Here is a 19707-nt window from a genome sequence, read left to right on the forward strand (position 1 = left end):
TCCTCGCCAGTGCCGGTGTCGCCACCCGCAAGCACTGGCGAAGATAAATCTCTCGATATCCACTATTATCAGGCCATTGCCTACTTGCCACGGATATCAGGATGACCACCCCGATAATTTCCCTTACCGCCGCTCGCGCGCTGCACCTTGCCGCTCAGGGGCTGCTTTCTCCGCTTAAGCGCCAGGCTCGGCCCGATGACGTCGTGAACGCGATCCAGCGCATGGGGCTGTTACAAATCGATACCATTAGCGTCGTCGCCCGCAGCCCGTATCTGGTGTTGTTCAGCCGTTTGGGGGCCTATCAGCCGGAATGGCTGGAGCAGGCGCTCGCCGGCCGCAAGCTGTTCGAGTATTGGGCGCACGAAGCCTGTTTCCTGCCGATCGAGGATTTTGGTCTGCTGCGGCACCGCATGCTGGCGCCTCATGATATGGGCTGGAAATATTCCGCCGACTGGGTGCAGCAACACCAGGCGGCGATGGACAGCCTGCTGCGGCACATCGAACAACAGGGGCCGGTGCGCTCCGCCGATTTCAGCGCCGAGAAAAAGGGCAACAGCGGATGGTGGGACTGGAAACCGGAGAAACGACACCTGGAGATCCTGTTTACTGCCGGCAAGCTGATGGTGGCCGAGCGTCGCAACTTCCACCGGGTTTACGATCTGACCGAAAGGCTGTTGCCGGCCTGGGACGATGCGCGCCATACGCTGCCTGTGGAGCAGGCGCGCAGGCAGATGCTGCGCCGCACCTGCCGCTATCTGGGCATTTTTCGCGCCGAGTGGTTGGCGGACTACTATCGGCTGAAACGCGTGGCGCCAAAAGCCTTGCTGGTAGAGCTGCAGGAGCAGGGGGAGATTACGCCGCTGCAGGTAGAGGGGCTGGAAGGGCCGTTCTATGTGCATGAATCACTGGCGGAACTGCTGCCGTTGGCGGAGCAGGGCAAACTGAAATCGACGGTCACCAGCCTGCTGTCGCCTTTTGATCCCGTGGTTTGGGATCGGCGTCGGGCGCTCGAGCTGTTCAACTTTGACTATCGGCTGGAATGTTATACGCCGAAAGAAAAACGTCGCTATGGCTACTTCACCTTGCCGGTGCTGCATCGCGGTGAGCTGGTGGGGCGTATTGACGCCAAGGCGCACCGCCGCCAGGGAGTGTTTGAGATCATCAGCTTCCATGCGGAGCCGCGGGTGCGCTTCGGCCAACAGCGGTCCCAGGATATCCGGCTGGCCATCGCGCGTACGGCCAAATGGCACGGTGCGCAACGCGTTGCGCTGGGCGACATTCCGGCGGCGTTGGCCGCAGAATGGGGGGACGGCTGGGAAGTGGGATAACGAGCGACGCCGTCGATGGGGTAAAACGAAGTTCAGCGCCGCTCGTTACAAAGGGGCTCAGTGGCTGAAGTTAGCGAACAGAGCGATGATTTTATGCAGACGTTTGATCACGTATTACGGCCTTTTTGTGATTTGTATCACAAAATTCTACGCCGGGATGCGCCCCAGTTCAAGCGGTTGCCCCCGCGCGGTGAGGAAATATCGGTGGGTTGGTGCCACCGGTGATTAACCTGAGGCCGGGCGTTATGCTATCCTCACAGCCTTTCCCAGATGACCTATCCCCTTACGGAGGATGCATGGACCACCGTTTACTCGAAATCGTTGCCTGCCCGGTATGCAACGGCAAACTCTATTTCAATAAAGAAAACCAGGAACTGGTGTGCAAAGCGGACGGATTGGCTTACCCGCTGCGCGACGGCATTCCGGTGCTGTTGGAAAATGAAGCGCGCGCGCTGTCGCTGGATGAGAAGCACGCATGAGTTTTATCGCTATAATTCCCGCCCGCTACGCCTCGACCCGTTTGCCGGGTAAACCGCTGGCCGATATTCACGGCAAGCCGATGGTGGTACACGTGATGGAGCGCGCCCGCGAGTCCGGCGCCAGCCGCGTCATCGTGGCGACCGATCATCCTGAAGTCGCCAAAGCGGTGGAAGCCGCCGGCGGCGAAGTGTGCATGACCAGCCCGGATCACCATTCCGGCACCGAACGTCTGGCGGAAGTGATCGCGCACTACGGCTTTGCCGACGATCAGATTATCGTTAACGTGCAGGGCGACGAACCGCTGATCCCACCGGTGATCGTGCGTCAGGTGGCGGAGAACCTGGCGGGCAGCCAGGCCGGTATGGCGACGCTGGCGGTGCCGATCGAGAGCGCCGAAGAGGCTTTCAACCCCAACGCGGTGAAGGTCGTGATGGACGCTCAGGGCTACGCGCTCTATTTCTCACGCGCCACCATTCCGTGGGATCGCGAGCGTTTCGCCGCGTCGAAAGAGAGCATCGGCGACAGCCTGCTGCGTCATATCGGCATCTACGCGTACCGCGCCGGCTTTGTGCGCCGCTACGTCAGCTGGGCGCCGAGCCAGCTGGAGCAGATCGAGCTGTTGGAACAGCTGCGCGTGCTGTGGTACGGTGAAAAAATCCACGTGGCGGTCGCGAAAGCGATCCCGAGCGTGGGGGTCGATACGCCGGAAGATCTCCAGCGCGTGCGCGACAGCATCCAACCCTGAGCCTGAGTTCGTCGGCGCGCCGCGCAACGCGCCGACGATGCAACACCCCCCATGATTGTTCCCCGTTTTGTTGATCTGCGTTGAAGAATTTTTCCGCTCACCGTTCGATGATGTTACGTATCCCCTTATTAGCCTGAGGTGAATGCCTTATGGAGCAGTTACGCGCTGAACTGAGCATTGTGTTGGGTGAGTCCATCAGCCGGCTGGAGCGGGTGAGCGAGCAGCCTTATGCGCATATGTATTCGCTGTACGATCGGCAGGGCAACGCGATCCCGCTGATGGCGAAAAGCTTTATCTGTCAGGGTATCGCCCAGCAGGAGGCTTACAAGCTGTCGATGCTGGCGCGCGACGGGGATATTCGGCTGCCTACGGTGTACGGCGTGGTGTGCACCCACCAGGCGCCGTATACGGAAATCCTGCTGATCGAGCGCCTGCGCGGCGTGTCGGCCGAAGCGCCAACGCGTTCGCCGGATCGCTGGAACATGCTGATGGAGCAGATCGTCGACGGGGTATTGGCCTGGCACCGCATCGACAGCCACGGCAGCGTCGGCAGCGTTGACAGCACGCAGGAGAACGACTGGTTTTGCTGGTATCAACAGCGGGTCGAAGTGCTGTGGGCGACGGTAGTCAATCTCACTACCCCGCAGCTGACCATGGCGGATCGGCGTTTGCTGTACCGCACGCGCGAAGCGCTGACCCATTTCTTCGTCGGCTTCGACGATCCCTGTGTTCTGGTGCACGGTAATCTGTCGCTGCGCAGCATGCTGAAGGATCCCAAAAGCGATCAGCTGTTGGCGATGCTCAATCCCGGCGTGGTGCTGTGGGCGCCGCGCGAATACGATCTTTTCCGCCTGTGCGAGGCGGGTATGCCCAGCCAGCTCCTGTTCCGCTATCTGCAGCGCGCGCCGGTCGCTGACGCTTTCCTGGCGCGGCGCTGGCTGTATGTGGTGTGGGAAGCGGTAGGGCGTTTGGTTCATACCGGCAAGCTGGAGCGGCGGCCGTTCGACTATGCGTCGCAACAGCTGCTGCCCTGGCTGGCCGGTTGAACGGGCCTTACTCTGCGCCGGCGCGATCCGCGCCTTTCAGCCATTGCCACAGGCTGCCCAGCGTTTCATACCAGGCACGTTCGGTATGGCCGAGGAACATCGACGACGGTGTGGCGCGGTCCCAGATATTGAGCGGCGAGTCGATCGCCAACTGGTTGGCCGGCGCCGGGATCGGGTGCAGGCCTTTCGCCTCGAAGAAGCGCATGGCGCGTGGCAAATGGTTGGCGGAGGTCACCAGAATGAACGGTTGCTCGCCGACCAGCTTGGCGACCTGAGCGGCTTCTTCCTCGGTATCGCGCGGTTCCCCCAGGATCACCATATCGCTGCGCGGCACGCCCAGGCTTTCGGCCACCAGCGCCGCCGTGGCGGCGTTGCTTTGCATGCTTCCGGCGGACGCGCCGGTAAACACCATCCTGGCGCCGGGATGTGCAAGGTAAAGCCGCACGCCTTCCGTCACGCGCGGCAGGCTGTTGCCGAGCAAATTCGAGCTGGGTGCCCAATCGGGATTGTAGGTATAGCCCCCGCCCAATACCACGATGTAGCTGACCGGATCGCTGCCGCGATAAGTCTGGTATTGGGCTTCGATCGGCCGCAGCAGTCGGTCGGCCACCGGTTGCAGGCTGAAAAGCAATAAAAACAGCCAGCTCAGCGTGAAAATCGTCTTACCGCTTTTTTGCCAGCGGGTGAACCACAGCAGCAGCAGCGCCAACCCCATCAGCAGCATCAACAACGGCAGCGGCATCAGCAGGGCGCCAAAGAACTTTTTCAGGTTGAACAGCATCGAAAATCAGATCCTTTTGGGTGAAAAAGCGGCATCCAGGCATAAACAGGCCGCAAGAAGATACATTCTAAGCCAGTCTGTGCCAAAATAGCAGGTTTGAATAGGCGTGCGCTTTGCCGCCGACAATAATGAGTTCAGCGGAGCCGTTGTCCATGCAGGATCGCAATTTTGACGATATTGCTGAAAAATTTGCGCGTAATATTTACGGCACCACGAAAGGAAAAATCCGCCAGGCGGTGGTTTGGCAGGATCTGACCGGGCTGCTGGCGCAGTTGCCGCAGCGGCCGCTGCGCATCCTCGACGCCGGGGGCGGTGAAGGCCATATGGCCTGCCAGCTGGCAGAATTAGGACATCAGGTGTTGTTGTGCGATCTTTCTGGTGAGATGATCCAGCGCGCCGCGCAGCTGGCGGAGCAGAAAGGTGTGAGCCAGAACATGCAATTCGTACAAAGTTCTGCGCAGGATATCGCTCAACATTTGGAACAGCCGGTTGATCTGATATTGTTTCATGCAGTGCTTGAATGGATCGCCGAGCCCGAAGCGGCGCTGCAGGCGTTGTATAACTGCCTGACGCCGGGCGGCGCGCTGTCGCTGATGTTCTTCAACGCCAATGGCCTCTTGATGCGCAACGTGGTGTTGGGTAATTTCCAACTGGTGGAGCCCGAGGTCAGACGCCGCCGCAAGCGTTCGCTGTCGCCGCAATACCCGCACGATCCGCTATTGGTCTACGGTTGGCTGGAACAGCTGGGCATGCGTATCAGCGGCAAAACCGGCGTGCGGGTGTTCCACGACTATCTGCAGAGCAGACAGCTGCAAACACAAAAATTTGAAGAGTTACTGGCGCTTGAACAGCACTATTGCCGGCAGGAGCCGTACGTGAGTTTGGGGCGCTACATTCACGTCATGGCGCATAAACCAAACCTGAAGGACGAACTATGAGTGAATTTTCCCAGACAGTACCCGAACTGGTCGCCTGGGCACGGAAAAATGATTTCTCTATTTCGCTCCCTACGGAGCGTCTCGCATTTCTGCTCGCCATCGCCACCCTGAACGGCGAACGGCTGGACGGCGAGATGAGCGAAGGTGAGCTGGTTGATGCATTTCGCCATGTCAGCAAGGGTTTTGAACAGACGCATGAAACGGTGGCGATGCGCGCCAACAATGCGATCAACGACATGGTGCGCCAGCGCCTGTTGAACCGCTTTACCAGCGAACTGGCGGACGGCAACGCGATTTACCGCCTCACGCCGCTGGGTATCGGCATTACCGATTACTATATTCGCCAACGCGAATTCTCCACGCTGCGCCTGTCGATGCAGCTGTCGATCGTGGCGCAGGAGCTCAAGCGCGCCGCCGACGCCGCCGACGAGGGCGGCGACGATTTCCATTGGCACCGCAACGTGTTCGCGCCGTTGAAATATTCGGTGGCGGAAATTTTCGACAGCATCGACATGACCCAACGCGTGATGGACGAGCAGCAGCAGAGCGTGAAAAACGACATTGCGGCGCTACTGAGCAAAGACTGGCGGGCGGCGATCTCCAGCTGTGAAATGCTGCTGTCGGAAACCTCGGGCACCCTGCGCGAGCTGCAGGATACGCTGGATGCGGCGGGCGATAAGCTGCAGGCCAACCTGCTGCGCATCCAGGATGCGACCCTCGGCAACGTGGAGCTGGGCTTCGTCGACAAACTGGTGTTCGATCTGCAAAGCAAGCTGGATCGCATCATCAGCTGGGGCCAGCAGGCGATCGACCTGTGGATCGGTTACGATCGTCACGTACATAAATTTATCCGTACCGCTATCGATATGGATAAAAACCGCGTGTTCGCCCAACGCCTGCGCCAGTCGGTGCAAACCTATTTCGACCACCCGTGGGCGCTGACCCATGCCAATGCCGATCGTCTGCTGGACATGCGCGACGAAGAACTGGCGCTGCGCAGCGAGGAAGTGACCGGGGAACTGCCGCCGGATCTGGAGTTCGAAGAGTTCAGCGAAATTCGCGAACAGCTGGCGGCAATGATCGAAGAGGCGCTGAAGGTGTATCAGGAACAGCAGATGCCGCTCAACCTTGCAGCGGTGATGCGCGATTATCTGGCGCAATATCCGCGTGCGCGTCATTTCGACGTGGCACGTTTAGTGGTCGACCAGGCAGTGCGCCTCGGTGTGGCTGAAGCAGATTTCTCAGGGTTGCCGGCGGAATGGCAGGCAATCAATGATTACGGAGCCAAGGTCCAGGCCCATGTCATCGACAAATATTGAACAAGTAATGCCAGTCAAACTGGCCAAGGCACTGTCCAACTCGCTGTTCCCGGCGCTGGATAGCCAACTGCGCGCGGGTCGTCACATCGGTATCGATGAGCTGGACAACCACGCCTTTTTAATGGATTTCCAGGATGAGCTGGAAGAATTTTACACCCGTTACAGCGTCGAGCTGATTCGGGCGCCGGAAGGTTTCTTCTATTTGCGCCCGCGCTCCACCACGCTGATCCCGCGCTCGGTGCTGTCCGAACTGGATATGATGGTCGGTAAAATCTTGTGCTACCTGTATCTCAGCCCCGAGCGCCTGGCGCATGAGGGCATTTTCAGCCATCAGGAGCTGTACGACGAGCTGCTGAGCCTGGCCGATGAGAACAAGCTGCTGAAGTTCGTCAACCAGCGCTCCACCGGCTCGGATCTCGATCGGCAGAAGCTGCACGAAAAGGTGCGCACCTCGCTGAACCGCCTGCGCCGCCTCGGCATGGTCTACTTCATGGGCAATGACAGCAGCAAGTTCCGCATTACCGAGGCGGTGTTCCGTTTCGGCGCCGACGTGCGCAGCGGCGACGATCCGCGTGAAGCGCAGCTGCGCATGATTCGCGACGGCGAGGCGATGCCGGTTGAAACCAGCCTGTCGCTGAACGATGAGAATGAGGCTGAGGATCAGCAGGTTGATAACGCTCCTGACGGTGCAGAGGATGAACAGGAATGATTGAACGCGGTAAATTTCGCTCGCTGACGCTGGTTAACTGGAACGGCTTCTTCGCCCGCACCTTTGATCTGGATGAGCTGGTGACCACGCTGTCCGGCGGTAACGGGGCAGGGAAATCCACCACCATGGCGGCCTTCGTCACTGCACTGATCCCCGATCTGACGCTGCTGCACTTCCGTAACACCACCGAGGCGGGCGCCACCAGCGGCTCGCGCGATAAAGGCCTGCACGGCAAGCTGCGCGCCGGTGTGTGTTATTCGACCCTCGACGTCGTCAACTCGCGCCACCAGCGCGTGGTGGTGGGCGTACGTCTGCAGCAGGTGGCGGGGCGCGATCGCAAGGTCGACATCAAACCCTTCACCATCCAGGGCCTGCCGACCGCGGTGCAGCCGACCGAGCTGCTGACCCAGACCGTGGGTGAGCGCCAGGCGCGCGTGCTGTCGCTACAGGAGCTGAAGGATCGCGTGGAAGAGATGGAGGGCGTGCAGTTCAAGCAGTTCAACTCCATCACCGATTACCACTCGCTGATGTTCGATCTGGGCGTGATCCCGAAACGCCTGCGTTCGTCTGCCGATCGCAGCAAGTTCTACCGTCTGATTGAAGCGTCGCTGTACGGCGGTATCTCAAGTGCCATCACCCGCTCGCTGCGCGACTATCTGCTGCCGGAAAACAGCGGCGTGCGCAAGGCGTTCCAGGACATGGAAGCGGCGCTGCGCGAAAACCGCATGACGCTGGAGGCGATCCGCGTCACCCAGTCGGACCGCGACTTGTTCAAGCATCTGATCTCCGAGGCCACTTCCTATGTGGCGGCGGACTATATGCGCCACGCCAACGAACGCCGCATCCACCTGGACGGCGCGCTGGCGCTGCGCAGCGATCTGTTGGGCAGCCGCAAGCAGCTGGCCGCCGAACAGTATCGCCACGTGGAAATGGCGCGTGAGCTGAGCGAACAGAGCGGTGCCGAATCCGATCTGGAAACCGATTACCAGGCCGCCAGCGACCACCTGAATCTGGTGCAAACGGCGATGCGTCAGCAGGAGAAGATCGAACGCTATGAAGCCGATCTGGAAGAGCTGACCTACCGTCTGGAAGAGCAGAACGAAGTGGTGGCCGAGGCGAGCGAGCAACAGGCCGAAAACGAAGCGCGCGCCGAAGCGGCCGAGCTGGAAGTGGACGAACTGAAGAGCCAACTGGCCGACTACCAGCAGGCGCTCGACGTGCAGCAGACCCGCGCCATTCAGTACCAACAGGCGCTGCAGGCGTTGGAGCGCGCACGCGCCCTGTGCCAACTGCCGGATCTGACCGCCGATAACGCCGAACAGTGGCTGGACACCTTCCAGGCCCGCGAACAGGAAGCGACCGAAGCGTTGCTGATGCTGGAACAGAAGCTGAGCGTGGCCGACGCCGCGCATGGCCAGTTTGAACAGGCCTATCAGCTGGTGGGGAAAATCGCCGGCCAGGTCAGCCGCAGCGAAGCCTGGCAGTGCGCGCGCGAATTGCTGCGCGACTGGCCTTCGCAGCAACACCTCGCCGAGCGCGTTCAGCCCCTGCGACTGCGCCTGAGCGAACTGGAACAGCGCCTGCGTTCGCAGCAGGATGCCGAGCGCCTGCTGCAAGAGTTTTGCAAACGCCATGGCCAAGAGTACCAGCCTGACGATCTCGATATGCTGCAGCAGGAGCTGGAAGAGCGCCTGGAAGCGCTGTCGCAGAACGTCAGCGAAGCCGGTGAACGCCGCATGGAGATGCGCCAGGAGCTGGAGCAGATCCAGCAGCGCATCCGTGAGCTGACGGCGCGCGCGCCGGTGTGGCTGGCGGCGCAGGACGCCCTGGGCCAGCTCAGCGATCAGAGCGGAGAGCCGCTGGAAAACAGCCAGCAGGTGACCGAATACATGCAGCAACTGCTGGAGCGCGAGCGTGAAACCACCGTCGAGCGCGACGAAGTGGCGGCCCGCAAACGTGAAGTGGAAGCGCAGATCGAACGTCTCAGCCAGCCGGGCGGCGCGGAAGATCAGCGCCTGGTCACGCTGGCCGAACGTTTCGGCGGCGTGCTGCTGTCGGAAATTTACGATGACGTCACCATCGACGACGCGCCTTACTTCTCGGCGCTGTACGGCCCTTCGCGCCACGCTATCGTGGTGCCGGATCTGTCGCTGGTGCGCGAGATGCTCGAAGGGCTGGAAGATTGCCCGGAAGATCTGTACCTGATCGAAGGGGATCCGCAGTCGTTCGATGACAGCGTGTTCGCCGTCGAAGAGCAGGACAAAGCGGTGGTGGTGAAGATCGCCGATCGCCAGTGGCGTTATTCCCGCTACCCGGAAGTGCCGTTGTTCGGCCGCGCGGCGCGCGAAAACCGCTTGGAAGTGCTGCATGCCGAGCGTGAAACGCTGGCGGAGCGCTATGCCACGCTGTCGTTCGACGTGCAGAAAACCCAACGCTCTCACCAGGCTTTCAGCCGCTTTATCGGTACCCATCTGGCGGTGGCGTTCGACGCCGACCCGGAAGCGGAGATCCGCGGCCTGAACGCCCGTCGTGGCGAGATCGAACGCGCGCTGAACAATCATGAAGCGCAGAACCAGCAGCAGCGTCAGCAGTACGATCAGGCCAAAGAGGGCATTTCCGCGCTCAACCGCCTGATGCCGCTGGTGTCGTTGCTGAACGATGAAACGTTGCAGGACCGCGTCGACGAGATCCGCGAAGAGTTGGAAGAAGCGCAGGACGCCGCGCGTCATATTCAGCAGCACGGTGTGTCGCTGACCAAGCTGGAACCGCTGCTGTCGGTGCTGCAGAGCGATCCGCAGCAGCATGAACAGTTGCAGCAGGACTACGCGCAGGCGCAAAGCGTGCAGCGTCAGGCTAAACAGCAGGCGTTCGCGCTGACTGAAGTGGTGCAGCGTCGCGCGCACTTCAGCTACACCGACTCTGCCGGCATGCAGAATGCCAACAACGATCTCAACGACAAGCTGCGCCAGCGCCTGGAGCAGGCGGAAGCCGAACGCGCCCGCGCCCGCGAGCAGCTGCGTCAGTATCAAACCCAGTTCACCCAGTACAGCCAGGTGCTGGCCTCGCTGAAAAGTTCGTATGACGCCAAGCGCGACATGCTGAAAGAGCTGAGCCAGGAGCTGGTGGACATCGGCGTGCAGGCCGACGCCAACGCCGAAGCGCGCGCCCGCGCGCGTCGCGACGAGCTGCATGCGGCGCTAAGCAACAACCGCGCTCGCCGCAATCAGTTGGAGAAACAGCTGACCTTCTGCGAAGCCGAAATGGACGGCCTGCAGAAGAAACTGCGCAAGCTGGAACGCGATTATCATCAGCTGCGCGAGCAGGTGGTGACCGCCAAGGCGGGCTGGTGTGCGGTAATGCGCCTGGTGAAAGACAACGGCGTGGAACGCCGCCTGCATCGCCGCGAGCTGGCGTATATGGATGGCGACGAACTGCGTTCGATGTCGGATAAGGCGCTCGGCGCGCTGCGTCTGGCCGTGGCGGACAACGAACACCTGCGCGACGTGCTGCGCCTGTCGGAAGATCCGAAGCGGCCGGAGCGTAAGATTCAGTTCTATATCGCGGTCTACCAGCATCTGCGCGAACGTATCCGTCAGGACATCATCCGTACCGACGATCCGGTCGAGGCCATCGAGCAGATGGAAATTGAGCTGGGCCGTCTGACCGAAGAGCTGACCGCGCGTGAACAGAAGCTGGCGATCAGTTCGAAAAGCGTGGCCAACATCATTCGCAAAACCATTCAGCGCGAGCAGAACCGCATTCGCATGTTGAATCAGGGGCTGCAGGCCGTTTCCTTCGGCCAGGTGAAGAGCGTACGGCTGAACGTCAATGTGCGCGAAGCGCATGCCACCCTGCTGGACGTGCTCTCCGAGCAGCAGGAGCAACATCAGGATCTGTTCAACAGCAACCGCCTGACCTTCTCCGAAGCGTTGGCCAAACTGTATCAGCGCCTGAACCCGCAGATCGACATGGGGCAGCGCACGCCGCAGACCATCGGTGAGGAGTTGCTGGATTACCGCAACTACCTGGAGATGGAAGTGGAAGTGTACCGTGGCTCCGATGGCTGGCTGCGTGCGGAAAGCGGCGCGTTGTCTACCGGTGAAGCCATCGGTACCGGGATGTCAATCCTGGTGATGGTGGTGCAGAGCTGGGAAGAAGAATCCCGCCGCCTGCGCGGTAAAGACATCTCGCCGTGCCGCCTGCTGTTCCTCGATGAAGCGGCGCGTTTGGATGCCAAGTCGATCGCCACGCTGTTCGAACTGTGCGATCGTCTGGAGATGCAGCTGATCATCGCGGCGCCGGAAAACATCAGTCCGGAGAAGGGCACCACCTATAAACTGGTGCGCAAGGTGTTCCAGAACCACGAGCATGTGCACGTGGTGGGGCTGCGCGGTTTCGCCGGCGAGCCACCGGCGCTGGGCACTGCGCCGGTTGAAACGCCGTAAGGCAGAAAAACGCCCTAAAAATCCGAAAATAGCCGCCGCAGGGTGGCTATTTTTTTGTATGCGTGGATGATAGTCCTGCTTTTTTATCCGTTGAAAAGCGGTTAGTTTAATCACATAAACAGTTATTCGACGCCCGCAGGGCGAAACGGCCTTTCTGTTTGTATACTGAAACTATATGCAGTTTTTGACGTTTTTTTTGTGAGCATACAGGGGGCAAGGGATGTTGCTTAAAAAGGGAAACTCTCTACGACGTTTGGCGCTGAGTGGCGCTATCGCCTGTAGTCTTGTGTCGTCGTTTTCCGCATCGGCCACCGTCACGGCATTGCCGGTGGCATCAGCAGGCATGTCCGTTGCGCAGAGCCGTTCTGAACTGCTGGCCGCGTTGCCGCGTGGCATGGATTTGCACTACCTGTCCACGCTGGCGCCGCTGTATGCGGCGAACCACATGCAGCCGATGTGGCAGGATCGCGAGGCCGTTCAGCAGTTTCAGCAGCAGTTGGCCGAGCTGGCGATGTCCGGCGTGCAGCCGCAGTTCACCCAATGGGTGAAGATGTTGACCGATCCGGCGCTCAGTGAAGCGGGCCGCGATGCGGTGCTGTCCGATGCGATGCTGGGCTATTTGCAGTTCGTCTCCGCCATCGGTGCCAACGGCAACAACTGGCTGTACAGCAATATTCCCTACAAGCTTGGCTTGCCGCCCACCGCGGTGATCAACCAATGGCAGCTGGCGGTGCGTCAGGCGCGTACTCTGAGCTACGTGAATTCGCTCGCGCCGCAGCATCCGCAATATGCCAAGATGCATCAGGCACTGCGCGACATGCTGGCGGACAATCGTCCCTGGCCCCAGGTGGGCAGCGGACCGAGCCTGCGTCCAGGCCAAATGAGCAATGATATCCCGGCGCTGCGTGAGATCCTGACGCGCACCGGTATGCTGGCCGCCTCGGCGCCGGAAGCGGAAGCGGAACCGGCGGTGGTCTCGGCGAAGATCAATGAGCCCGACGACGGCGGGCTGACGGTAGACGAAGAGAAAAGCCGCGTGACGGTCAGCCCATCGGCGGCGCCGGTGACGGAGCTGACCGCGGAACAGACGCCGCCGCAGATTGGCAGCGTGGTGAGCGACAACCTCTATACCGACGAGCTGGTGGAAGGCGTCAAGCGCTTCCAGAAATGGCAGGGGCTGACGGCGGACGGCGTGATCGGCGTGCGCACCCGCGAGTGGCTCAACGTGTCACCGAAAACCCGCGCCGCGCTGTTGGCGTTGAATATCCAACGCCTGCGAATTTTACCGGGGCATGTCGGCACCGGCATTATGGTGAACATTCCCAACTATTCGCTGACCTACTACCAGAACGGCAATGAGGTGCTGTCTTCCCGCGTTATCGTCGGGCGGCCGAGTCGTAAGACGCCGCTGATGAGCAGCGCGTTGAACAACGTGGTGGTCAACCCGCCGTGGAACGTGCCGACTACCCTGGTGCGTGAGGACATTGTGCCGAAAGCGATGCGTGACGGTAACTACTTCCAGAAACACGGCTATACGGTACTGTCGGGCTGGAGCAACGATGCGGAAGTGATCAACCCGGCGATGATCGACTGGAGCATGGTTTCTGCGCGCAACTTCCCGTATCGCGTCCGTCAGGCGCCGGGAGCGACCAACTCGCTGGGGCGCTTCAAGTTCAATATGCCGAGCTCGGACGCCATCTACCTGCACGATACCCCGAACCACAGCCTGTTCCAGAAAGACATCCGCGCGCTCAGCTCCGGCTGCGTGCGGGTGAATAAGGCTTCCGATTTGGCGAATATGCTGCTGCAGGACGCCGGCTGGAACAACAGCCGCGTGTCTTCCACGCTGAAAGAGGGGAATACCACTTATGTGAATATTCGCCAGCGCATTCCCGTAAAACTGTATTATCTGACCGCCTGGGTTTCGGATGACGGCCAACCGCAATTCCGTACAGATATTTACAATTATGATAATACGGTGCGATCGGGCGCACAAATTTTGGCTCAGGCCAAAAAATTAATGCAGTAAATGCAGTAATTATAAATAAATAACGGTCAGAATGTTTGGCTATACCGCAGGCTCCCGTCGCCGGGGGCCTGTAAACCTAGGCGTATCGCGGGTTGACTCAGCATACGCAGGCGGTTATGGTTCGGACAGTGCGCTGCTTTGTGCATTTATTTTGACATTCTTGCCGGGTTTAACAGAGTCATGGACAAAATTGATCATCACCGCCGTAAATGGCTGGCGCTAGGTGGCGCTGCTATGGGCATAGCGCTGCTCCCTGGGCAGGCGTTTGCCAGTCTTTCCACCGCTCGACCGCGTATTTTAGTGCTGAATAACCTGAATACCGGTGAATCTATTAAAGCCGAGTTCTTTGACGGCAAAGGGTACAATAAAGAAGAGTTGGTGCGGTTAAATCATCTGTTCCGCGATTATCGCGCCAACAAGGTTAAATCGATCGATCCCCGCTTGTTTGATCACCTTTATCGTCTGCAGGGGCTGCTGGGCACCAGCAAGCCGGTGCAGCTGATCTCCGGTTACCGCTCCGTAGATACCAACAACGAATTGCGCGCACACAGCCGCGGCGTGGCCAAGCACAGCTACCACACCAAGGGCCAGGCGATGGACTTCCACATCGAAGGCATCCAATTGAGTAATATCCGCAAAGCGGCGTTAAAAATGCGCGCCGGTGGTGTAGGATATTACCCACGTAGCAACTTCGTACACATCGATACCGGCCCGGTTCGGACTTGGTAATCGCTGTGCCGTCAGTGAATAACGCCGCCCCTTGCGGAAGCGGCGTTATTGTCGTTGGAGCCTTATGAAATACCATCTTATTCCCGTTACCGCCTTTAGCCAGAATTGCAGCCTGATCTGGTGCGAAAACACGCAGCAGGCGGCGTTGGTCGATCCCGGCGGTGAAGCGGAAAAAATCAAAGCGGAAGTCGCGCAGCAGGGGGTGGCGATCACCCAAATTTTGCTGACGCACGGCCATTTGGATCACGTCGGTGCGGCGGCGGAGCTGGCGGACCATTATCAGGTGCCAATCTACGGCCCGGATAAAGAAGACGCGTTTTGGCTGGATGGTTTGCCGGCGCAGAGCCGGATGTTCGGGCTGGAAGAGTGCGCGCCGCTGACGCCGACTCGCTGGCTGTCGGAAGGCGATGAGATGCAGGTGGGCGAAATGACGCTCAAGGTGCTGCATTGCCCCGGGCATACGCCGGGCCACATCGTCTTTATCAATGAGCAAGCGCGTTTGGCGCTGGTGGGCGACGTGCTGTTTAACGGTGGCGTGGGGCGCAGCGACTTCCCGCGCGGTGACCATCAGGCACTGATTACCTCTATTCGCACCAAGCTGCTGCCGTTGGGCGACGATATGCGCTTTATTCCTGGCCACGGCCCGATGTCGACCTTTGGCCACGAGCGCCAGACCAACCCGTTCCTGCGCGAAGAGCCGGCGGTGTGGTAGCGATTATTTCCCGGCAGAAATAATCAAGGGCGCATAGAGCGCCCTTTTTTTATGATTTATGGCCTGCGTCGATGCTTTTAGAGCACGGCGACGATGGCTTCACATAGCGGCGCCATGTTGTCCGGCGTCATGCCGGCCACGTTCACCCGGCCCGAGTTCACGGCGTATACGCCGAACTCTTCGCGCAGACGCAGCACCTGTTCTTTGGTCAGGCCGCTGAACGAGAACATGCCGTTCTGCTGGATAATGAAGCTGAAGTCCTGTTGCGCGCCTTTCTCCTGCAGGGTGTTCACGAACAGCTGACGCATGCGGTGAATACGCTGGCGCATGTCGGTCAGCTCCTGTTCCCACATTGCGCGCAGAGCGTCGTTGCCCAGAATGGTGGCGACCACGGCCGCGCCGTGCGACGGCGGGTTGGAGTAGTTGGCGCGAATCGCCGCTTTCACCTGGCTGAAGGCGCGATCGGCGGTTTCGGCATCGGCAGCCACAATGGTGCAAGCGCCGACGCGCTCATTGTACAGACCGAAGTTTTTCGAGTAGGAGCTGGCGACGATCAGCTCTTGATGTTTGGCGGCGAAAATACGCAGGCCCTGCGCATCCTCTTCCAGACCGTTGGCGAAGCCCTGGTAGGCGAAGTCGAACAGTGGCAGCCAGCCATTGGCCACGGAAAGCTCAGCCAGTTGTGCCCACTGCTCCGCCGTTGGATCGATACCGGTCGGGTTATGGCAGCAGCCGTGGAACAGCACGACATCACCGGCCTGGGCCAGTTTCAGGCTGTTCAGCAGGCCGTCGAAATCCAACGCGTGGTTGGTGGCGTCGTAGTAGGCGTATTCCAGCACTTCCAGGCCCACGGCGCTAAAGACGTTCTTGTGGTTCGGCCAACTTGGGTTGCTGATCCAGATGCGTTTGGCGCTGGTCTGGTTAGCGATGAAGTCTGCCGCCACGCGCAGGCCGCCGGTGCCGCCTGGCGTCTGTGCGGTGCGCGCGCGACGATCGGCGACGATCGGGCTCTCTTTACCGAACAGCAGCGCTTGCGTGCAACTGGCGAACGCCGGGATGCCTTCAATACCGAGATAGTTTTTGGTGGTCTCATTTTCCAGCAGATACTGCTCAGCTTTTTTTACGCTGGTCAGCACCGGGGTTTTACCGGTTTCGTCTTTATAAACGCCAATCCCTAAATTGATTTTATTCGGGCGGGCGTCGGCGCGGAAAATGTCGGTCAGGCCCAGGATCGGGTCGGCGGGTGCGGCGGTGATTTTTTCAAACATGTCAGGTGCTTCCAAATCTCGGAGTTAAGCAGACAGAAGCATCAGGGTAACGCCAGTTATCGGCTTTGCCAACCGTTTGCGACAAAAACACCGCGATCTTGTGAAGGGGGAGTATTAGGCAGAAAAAATGATGGGGAAGGAGAAATCGGCAGGATAAAAAGTTACCGGCTGACACAAACAAAAACAGGGCCGAAGCCCTGTTTTTTAACTTAGCCGACGGTAAACCGCCGTTAAGCGAGACAACTTAGAACTGGTACACCAGACCAACAGCGACGATATCGTCGGTAGCGGTGCCGGTTGCTTTGGTGAACTCGTTGTCATCCAGCAGGTTGATTTTGTAATCAACGTAGGTGGACATGTTTTTGTTGAAGTAGTAAGTGGTACCAACAGAAACATATTTAACCAGATCTTGGTCAGAACTTACGCCTGGGACGTTCAGGTTTTTACCTTTAGACTGCAGGTAAGACACTTCTGGACGCAGACCGAAGTCGAACTGGTACTGAGCAGTCACTTCGAAGTTCTGAGTTTTGCTCGCGAAGCCACCGCACTTGTCATCGGTAGCTGCACAGCCAGCACCGAAGTTGCCGCCGCCGAACGGAGTCATGTTACGGGTTTCTGCGTACATTGCCGCCAGGTAAACGTTGTTGGCGTCGTATTTCGCGCCCACGGTCCATGCGTCAGCCTTGTCGCCACGCTCGTTGGAACGCAGTTTCTGGTCGTCGGTACGGTTGGAAGAAGCGTATGCAGCGCCGAAGCTTACGCCTTCGCCGATGTCATAAGTAGAGGAGATACCCCAGCCGTCGCCGTTTTGTTTCTTAACGTTACGACCGTCGTTCTGGTTTTTGCCCTGGTATTGCAGAGCGAAGTTCAGACCGTCAACCAGACCGAAGAAGTTGTTGTTACGATAAGTCGCAACGCCGTTGGTACGGCCGGTCATGAAGTTGTCGGAGTAGGTGTAAGTATCGCCACCGAACTCTGGCAGCATATCGGTCCAGCCTTCTACGTCGTACAGTACGCCGTAGTTACGGCCGTAGTCGAAGGAGCCGTAGTCAGCGAATTTCAGACCAGCGAAGCCCAGACGGGTTTTGGTGCCTTCGGTGCCCTGAGACTCGGAGTGGTTAGCCTGGACGTTGTATTCCCACTGGCCGTAACCGGTCAGTTGGTCAGTAATCTGAGTTTCACCTTTGAAGCCGAAACGAACATAGGTCTGATCGCCGTCGTTACCTTTGTCGTCGGAGAAGTAGTGCAGACCGTCAACTTTGCCGTACAGATCCAGCTTGTTGCCGTCTTTGTTGTAGATTTCAGCTGCGTTTGCTGCACCAGCAGCCAACAGAGCCGGGATAACCACTGCAAGAATGTTGCGCTTCATCATTATTACCCTCATTGGTGTTATTCGGACACCTTTGCCACTGCCGCCAATAATTCTTTGGGAACTATTGTTGATAGATTGGTGTCGTCCTGTGTCTGAACGCAGTGTTCCATTCACAGGCGGGTTAATCTAGGACGAAAATGATACCAATGTCCCAATCAGGTTGCAAAAGGAAAGTATGTGTAACCAAATGTAATTTTTCGGGAACTTTGTGACGTGCGTCAATATTAAAAAATGCGAAAGGCCAGCGAGGCTGGCCTTTGTTTTGTAACGAAATCGTTTAAAAAACGTTTGATCGTATGAATTAGAAGCTTGCGTTACGTGGTGTGCGTGGGAACGGGATTACATCGCGCACGTTTTGCACGCCGGTGACATAGGCGATTAAACGTTCAAAGCCCAGGCCGAAACCGGAATGCGGCACGGTACCGTAACGGCGCAGATCGCGATACCACCAGTAGTCTTCTTTATTCAGACCCATCTCTTCCAGACGTTGATCGAGCACGTCGAGACGTTCTTCACGCTGAGAACCCCCGATGATTTCACCGATGCCCGGCGCCAGTACGTCCATGGCTGCAACGGTTTTGCCGTCTTCGTTCATACGCATATAGAATGCTTTGATGTCTTTCGGGTAGTTTTTCACCACCACCGGTGCCTGGAAGTGTTTCTCCGCCAGATAACGCTCATGTTCGGAAGAGAGATCGATGCCCCAGGAAACCGGGTTTTCGAAGGTTTGGCCCGAGGCCAGCAGGATCTCAATGGCGTCGGTGTAGTCCACCTGAGCGAAATCGGAAGAGACGAAGCGCTCCAGACGAGAGATTGCGTCTTTATCCACGCGCTCGGCGAAGAATTTCAGATCGTCTGCTCGTTCATCCAGCACCGCCTGGAACACATACTTCAGCATGCTTTCGGCCAGGCCGGCGACATCGTCCAGCGTCGCGAAGGCCACTTCCGGCTCGATCATCCAGAATTCCGCCAAATGGCGGCTGGTGTTGGAGTTTTCAGCGCGGAAGGTTGGGCCGAAGGTGTATACCTTGGACAGCGCACAGGCGTAGGTTTCGCCGTTCAGCTGGCCGGATACGGTGAGGAAGGCTTCCTTACCGAAGAAGTCCTGGCTGAAATCGACGGCGCCCTTGTCGGTGCGCGGCAGGTTTTCCAGATCCAGCGTGGACACGCGGAACATCTCGCCGGCGCCTTCAGTGTCGGAGGCGGTGATCAGCGGGGTAGAGACCCAGAAATAGCCATTTTCATGGAAGAAGCGGTGGATCGCCTGCGCCAGGGTATGGCGCACGCGCGCCACGGCGCCGATCAGGTTGGTGCGTGGGCGCAGGTGGGCCACTTCGCGCAGGTATTCGATGCTGTGACGTTTGGCCGCCATCGGATAGGTGTCCGGATCGTCGACCCAGCCGACCACTTTGATCGCGGTGGCCTGCAGTTCGAAGCTCTGGCCTTCTCCCGGTGAGGCGACGACCTTGCCGGTAACTTCAATCGAACAGCCGGTGGTCAGGTGCAGCACTTCATCCTGATAATTCGGCAGAGAATTATTAACGACGGCCTGTAACGGATCAAAGCAGGAACCGTCATAGACGGCCAGGAAGGAGATACCAGCTTTTGAATCTCTCCGGGTACGTACCCAGCCGCGTACGGTGACTTCACTGTCAACCGCAGCACGACCTTGCAGTACGTCGACTACAGGCACTACGCTCATAGATTTCTCTCTTTAATAATTTGGTTTAGAAATAGCTTACAACCCAAGAATATGGGGGTAATGGCTATGTTACTTGCCGCGGTGCAGAGCACAAGCAGAAATCA

The 19707-nt window shown here is 58.8% G+C and carries 15 protein-coding genes; 11 read left to right on the forward strand and 4 right to left on the reverse strand.

The window, feature by feature from the left end; translation table 11 throughout:
• Positions 1-101: 101 nt before the first annotated feature.
• The 4 genes from C9411_RS19470 to C9411_RS19485 all read left to right on the forward strand — a co-directional run bounded on the left by C9411_RS19470 (position 102) and on the right by C9411_RS19485 (position 3599).
• Positions 102-1328 carry a winged helix-turn-helix domain-containing protein gene (locus C9411_RS19470; protein ID WP_107227721.1) on the forward strand — a complete coding sequence of 409 codons (1227 nt, stop codon included), beginning with the start codon at positions 102-104 and terminating at the stop codon, positions 1326-1328.
• Positions 1329-1624: 296 nt separating this feature from the next.
• Positions 1625-1807 (forward strand): Trm112 family protein, encoded by a 183-nt coding sequence (locus C9411_RS19475; protein ID WP_004928237.1) that lies wholly within the window; start codon positions 1625-1627, stop codon positions 1805-1807.
• Entirely contained in the window at positions 1804-2553 is a 750-nt protein-coding gene (gene kdsB, locus C9411_RS19480) for a 3-deoxy-manno-octulosonate cytidylyltransferase (protein WP_004928235.1), read from the forward strand. Before C9411_RS19475 ends, kdsB begins: the two co-directional genes overlap by 4 nt.
• A 149-nt stretch (positions 2554-2702) precedes the next feature.
• The gene (locus C9411_RS19485) at positions 2703-3599 is read left to right on the forward strand and encodes a YcbJ family phosphotransferase (protein WP_063989429.1); all 897 of its coding nucleotides are present in this window, start codon (positions 2703-2705) and stop codon (positions 3597-3599) included.
• Between the two features lie 7 nt (positions 3600-3606).
• Here the strand turns inward: C9411_RS19485 and elyC are convergent, their stop codons facing one another.
• Positions 3607-4380, reverse strand: a complete 774-nt coding sequence (gene elyC / locus C9411_RS19490) for an envelope biogenesis factor ElyC (RefSeq protein ID WP_107227722.1) — start codon at positions 4378-4380, stop codon at positions 3607-3609.
• Positions 4381-4532: 152 nt separating this feature from the next.
• Here elyC and cmoM point away from each other — a divergent pair, with 152 nt between their 5' ends.
• The 7 genes from cmoM (at position 4533) to C9411_RS19525 (ending at position 15261) form a co-directional block, all read left to right on the forward strand.
• Entirely contained in the window at positions 4533-5318 is a 786-nt protein-coding gene (cmoM, locus tag C9411_RS19495; protein WP_063989431.1) for a tRNA uridine 5-oxyacetic acid(34) methyltransferase CmoM, read from the forward strand.
• Entirely contained in the window at positions 5315-6637 is a 1323-nt protein-coding gene (gene mukF, locus C9411_RS19500) for a chromosome partition protein MukF (protein ID WP_004928228.1), read from the forward strand. The genes cmoM and mukF overlap by 4 nt, the downstream gene beginning before the upstream one ends.
• A complete protein-coding gene (gene mukE, locus C9411_RS19505) occupies positions 6618-7346 on the forward strand; it encodes a chromosome partition protein MukE (protein ID WP_033637863.1) in 729 nt (242 codons plus the stop codon). Before mukF ends, mukE begins: the two co-directional genes overlap by 20 nt.
• Positions 7343-11791, forward strand: coding sequence for a chromosome partition protein MukB (mukB, locus tag C9411_RS19510; RefSeq protein ID WP_107227723.1), 4449 nt, complete (start codon positions 7343-7345; stop codon positions 11789-11791). Before mukE ends, mukB begins: the two co-directional genes overlap by 4 nt.
• Before the next feature lie 220 nt (positions 11792-12011).
• Positions 12012-13820 carry a L,D-transpeptidase gene (gene ldtD / locus C9411_RS19515; protein WP_074181186.1) on the forward strand — a complete coding sequence of 603 codons (1809 nt, stop codon included), beginning with the start codon at positions 12012-12014 and terminating at the stop codon, positions 13818-13820.
• Positions 13821-14000: 180 nt separating this feature from the next.
• Positions 14001-14549, forward strand: coding sequence for a YcbK family protein (locus C9411_RS19520; RefSeq protein ID WP_025302289.1), 549 nt, complete (start codon positions 14001-14003; stop codon positions 14547-14549).
• Positions 14550-14613: 64 nt separating this feature from the next.
• Entirely contained in the window at positions 14614-15261 is a 648-nt protein-coding gene (locus C9411_RS19525) for an MBL fold metallo-hydrolase (protein WP_063989434.1), read from the forward strand.
• Between the two features lie 77 nt (positions 15262-15338).
• Here the strand turns inward: C9411_RS19525 and C9411_RS19530 are convergent, their stop codons facing one another.
• The 3 genes from C9411_RS19530 to asnS all read right to left on the reverse strand — a co-directional run bounded on the left by C9411_RS19530 (position 15339) and on the right by asnS (position 19603).
• On the reverse strand, positions 15339-16529 hold the full coding sequence (locus C9411_RS19530; RefSeq protein ID WP_063989435.1) for an amino acid aminotransferase: 1191 nt from the start codon (positions 16527-16529) through the stop codon (positions 15339-15341).
• A 244-nt stretch (positions 16530-16773) separates the two neighbouring features.
• Complete coding sequence (gene ompC, locus C9411_RS19535; protein ID WP_063989436.1) at positions 16774-17901, reverse strand: porin OmpC; 1128 nt, start codon at positions 17899-17901, stop codon at positions 16774-16776.
• 301 nt (positions 17902-18202) lie between these two features.
• A complete protein-coding gene (asnS, locus tag C9411_RS19540; protein ID WP_063989437.1) occupies positions 18203-19603 on the reverse strand; it encodes an asparagine--tRNA ligase in 1401 nt (466 codons plus the stop codon).
• Positions 19604-19707 lie beyond the last annotated feature (104 nt).

The sequence above is a fragment of the Serratia sp. Nf2 genome, from assembly GCF_003028435.1.
GTDB classification, from domain to species: domain Bacteria; phylum Pseudomonadota; class Gammaproteobacteria; order Enterobacterales; family Enterobacteriaceae; genus Serratia; species Serratia marcescens_L.

Excerpts from the sequence above, each read along its gene's own strand:
- C9411_RS19525 (WP_063989434.1), top strand. The coding sequence starts at position 14,614 with ATGAAATACCATCTTATTCCCGTTACCGCCTTTAGCCAGAATTGCAGC.
- kdsB (WP_004928235.1), top strand. The coding sequence starts at position 1,804 with ATGAGTTTTATCGCTATAATTCCCGCCCGCTACGCCTCGACCCGTTTG.
- cmoM (WP_063989431.1), top strand. The coding sequence starts at position 4,533 with ATGCAGGATCGCAATTTTGACGATATTGCTGAAAAATTTGCGCGTAAT.
- ompC (WP_063989436.1), bottom strand. The coding sequence starts at position 17,901 with ATGATGAAGCGCAACATTCTTGCAGTGGTTATCCCGGCTCTGTTGGCT.
- mukF (WP_004928228.1), top strand. The coding sequence starts at position 5,315 with ATGAGTGAATTTTCCCAGACAGTACCCGAACTGGTCGCCTGGGCACGG.
- mukE (WP_033637863.1), top strand. The coding sequence starts at position 6,618 with ATGTCATCGACAAATATTGAACAAGTAATGCCAGTCAAACTGGCCAAG.
- elyC (WP_107227722.1), bottom strand. The coding sequence starts at position 4,380 with ATGCTGTTCAACCTGAAAAAGTTCTTTGGCGCCCTGCTGATGCCGCTG.
- C9411_RS19485 (WP_063989429.1), top strand. The coding sequence starts at position 2,703 with ATGGAGCAGTTACGCGCTGAACTGAGCATTGTGTTGGGTGAGTCCATC.
- C9411_RS19530 (WP_063989435.1), bottom strand. The coding sequence starts at position 16,529 with ATGTTTGAAAAAATCACCGCCGCACCCGCCGACCCGATCCTGGGCCTG.
- C9411_RS19520 (WP_025302289.1), top strand. The coding sequence starts at position 14,001 with ATGGACAAAATTGATCATCACCGCCGTAAATGGCTGGCGCTAGGTGGC.
- ldtD (WP_074181186.1), top strand. The coding sequence starts at position 12,012 with ATGTTGCTTAAAAAGGGAAACTCTCTACGACGTTTGGCGCTGAGTGGC.
- mukB (WP_107227723.1), top strand. The coding sequence starts at position 7,343 with ATGATTGAACGCGGTAAATTTCGCTCGCTGACGCTGGTTAACTGGAAC.
- C9411_RS19475 (WP_004928237.1), top strand. The coding sequence starts at position 1,625 with ATGGACCACCGTTTACTCGAAATCGTTGCCTGCCCGGTATGCAACGGC.
- C9411_RS19470 (WP_107227721.1), top strand. The coding sequence starts at position 102 with ATGACCACCCCGATAATTTCCCTTACCGCCGCTCGCGCGCTGCACCTT.
- asnS (WP_063989437.1), bottom strand. The coding sequence starts at position 19,603 with ATGAGCGTAGTGCCTGTAGTCGACGTACTGCAAGGTCGTGCTGCGGTT.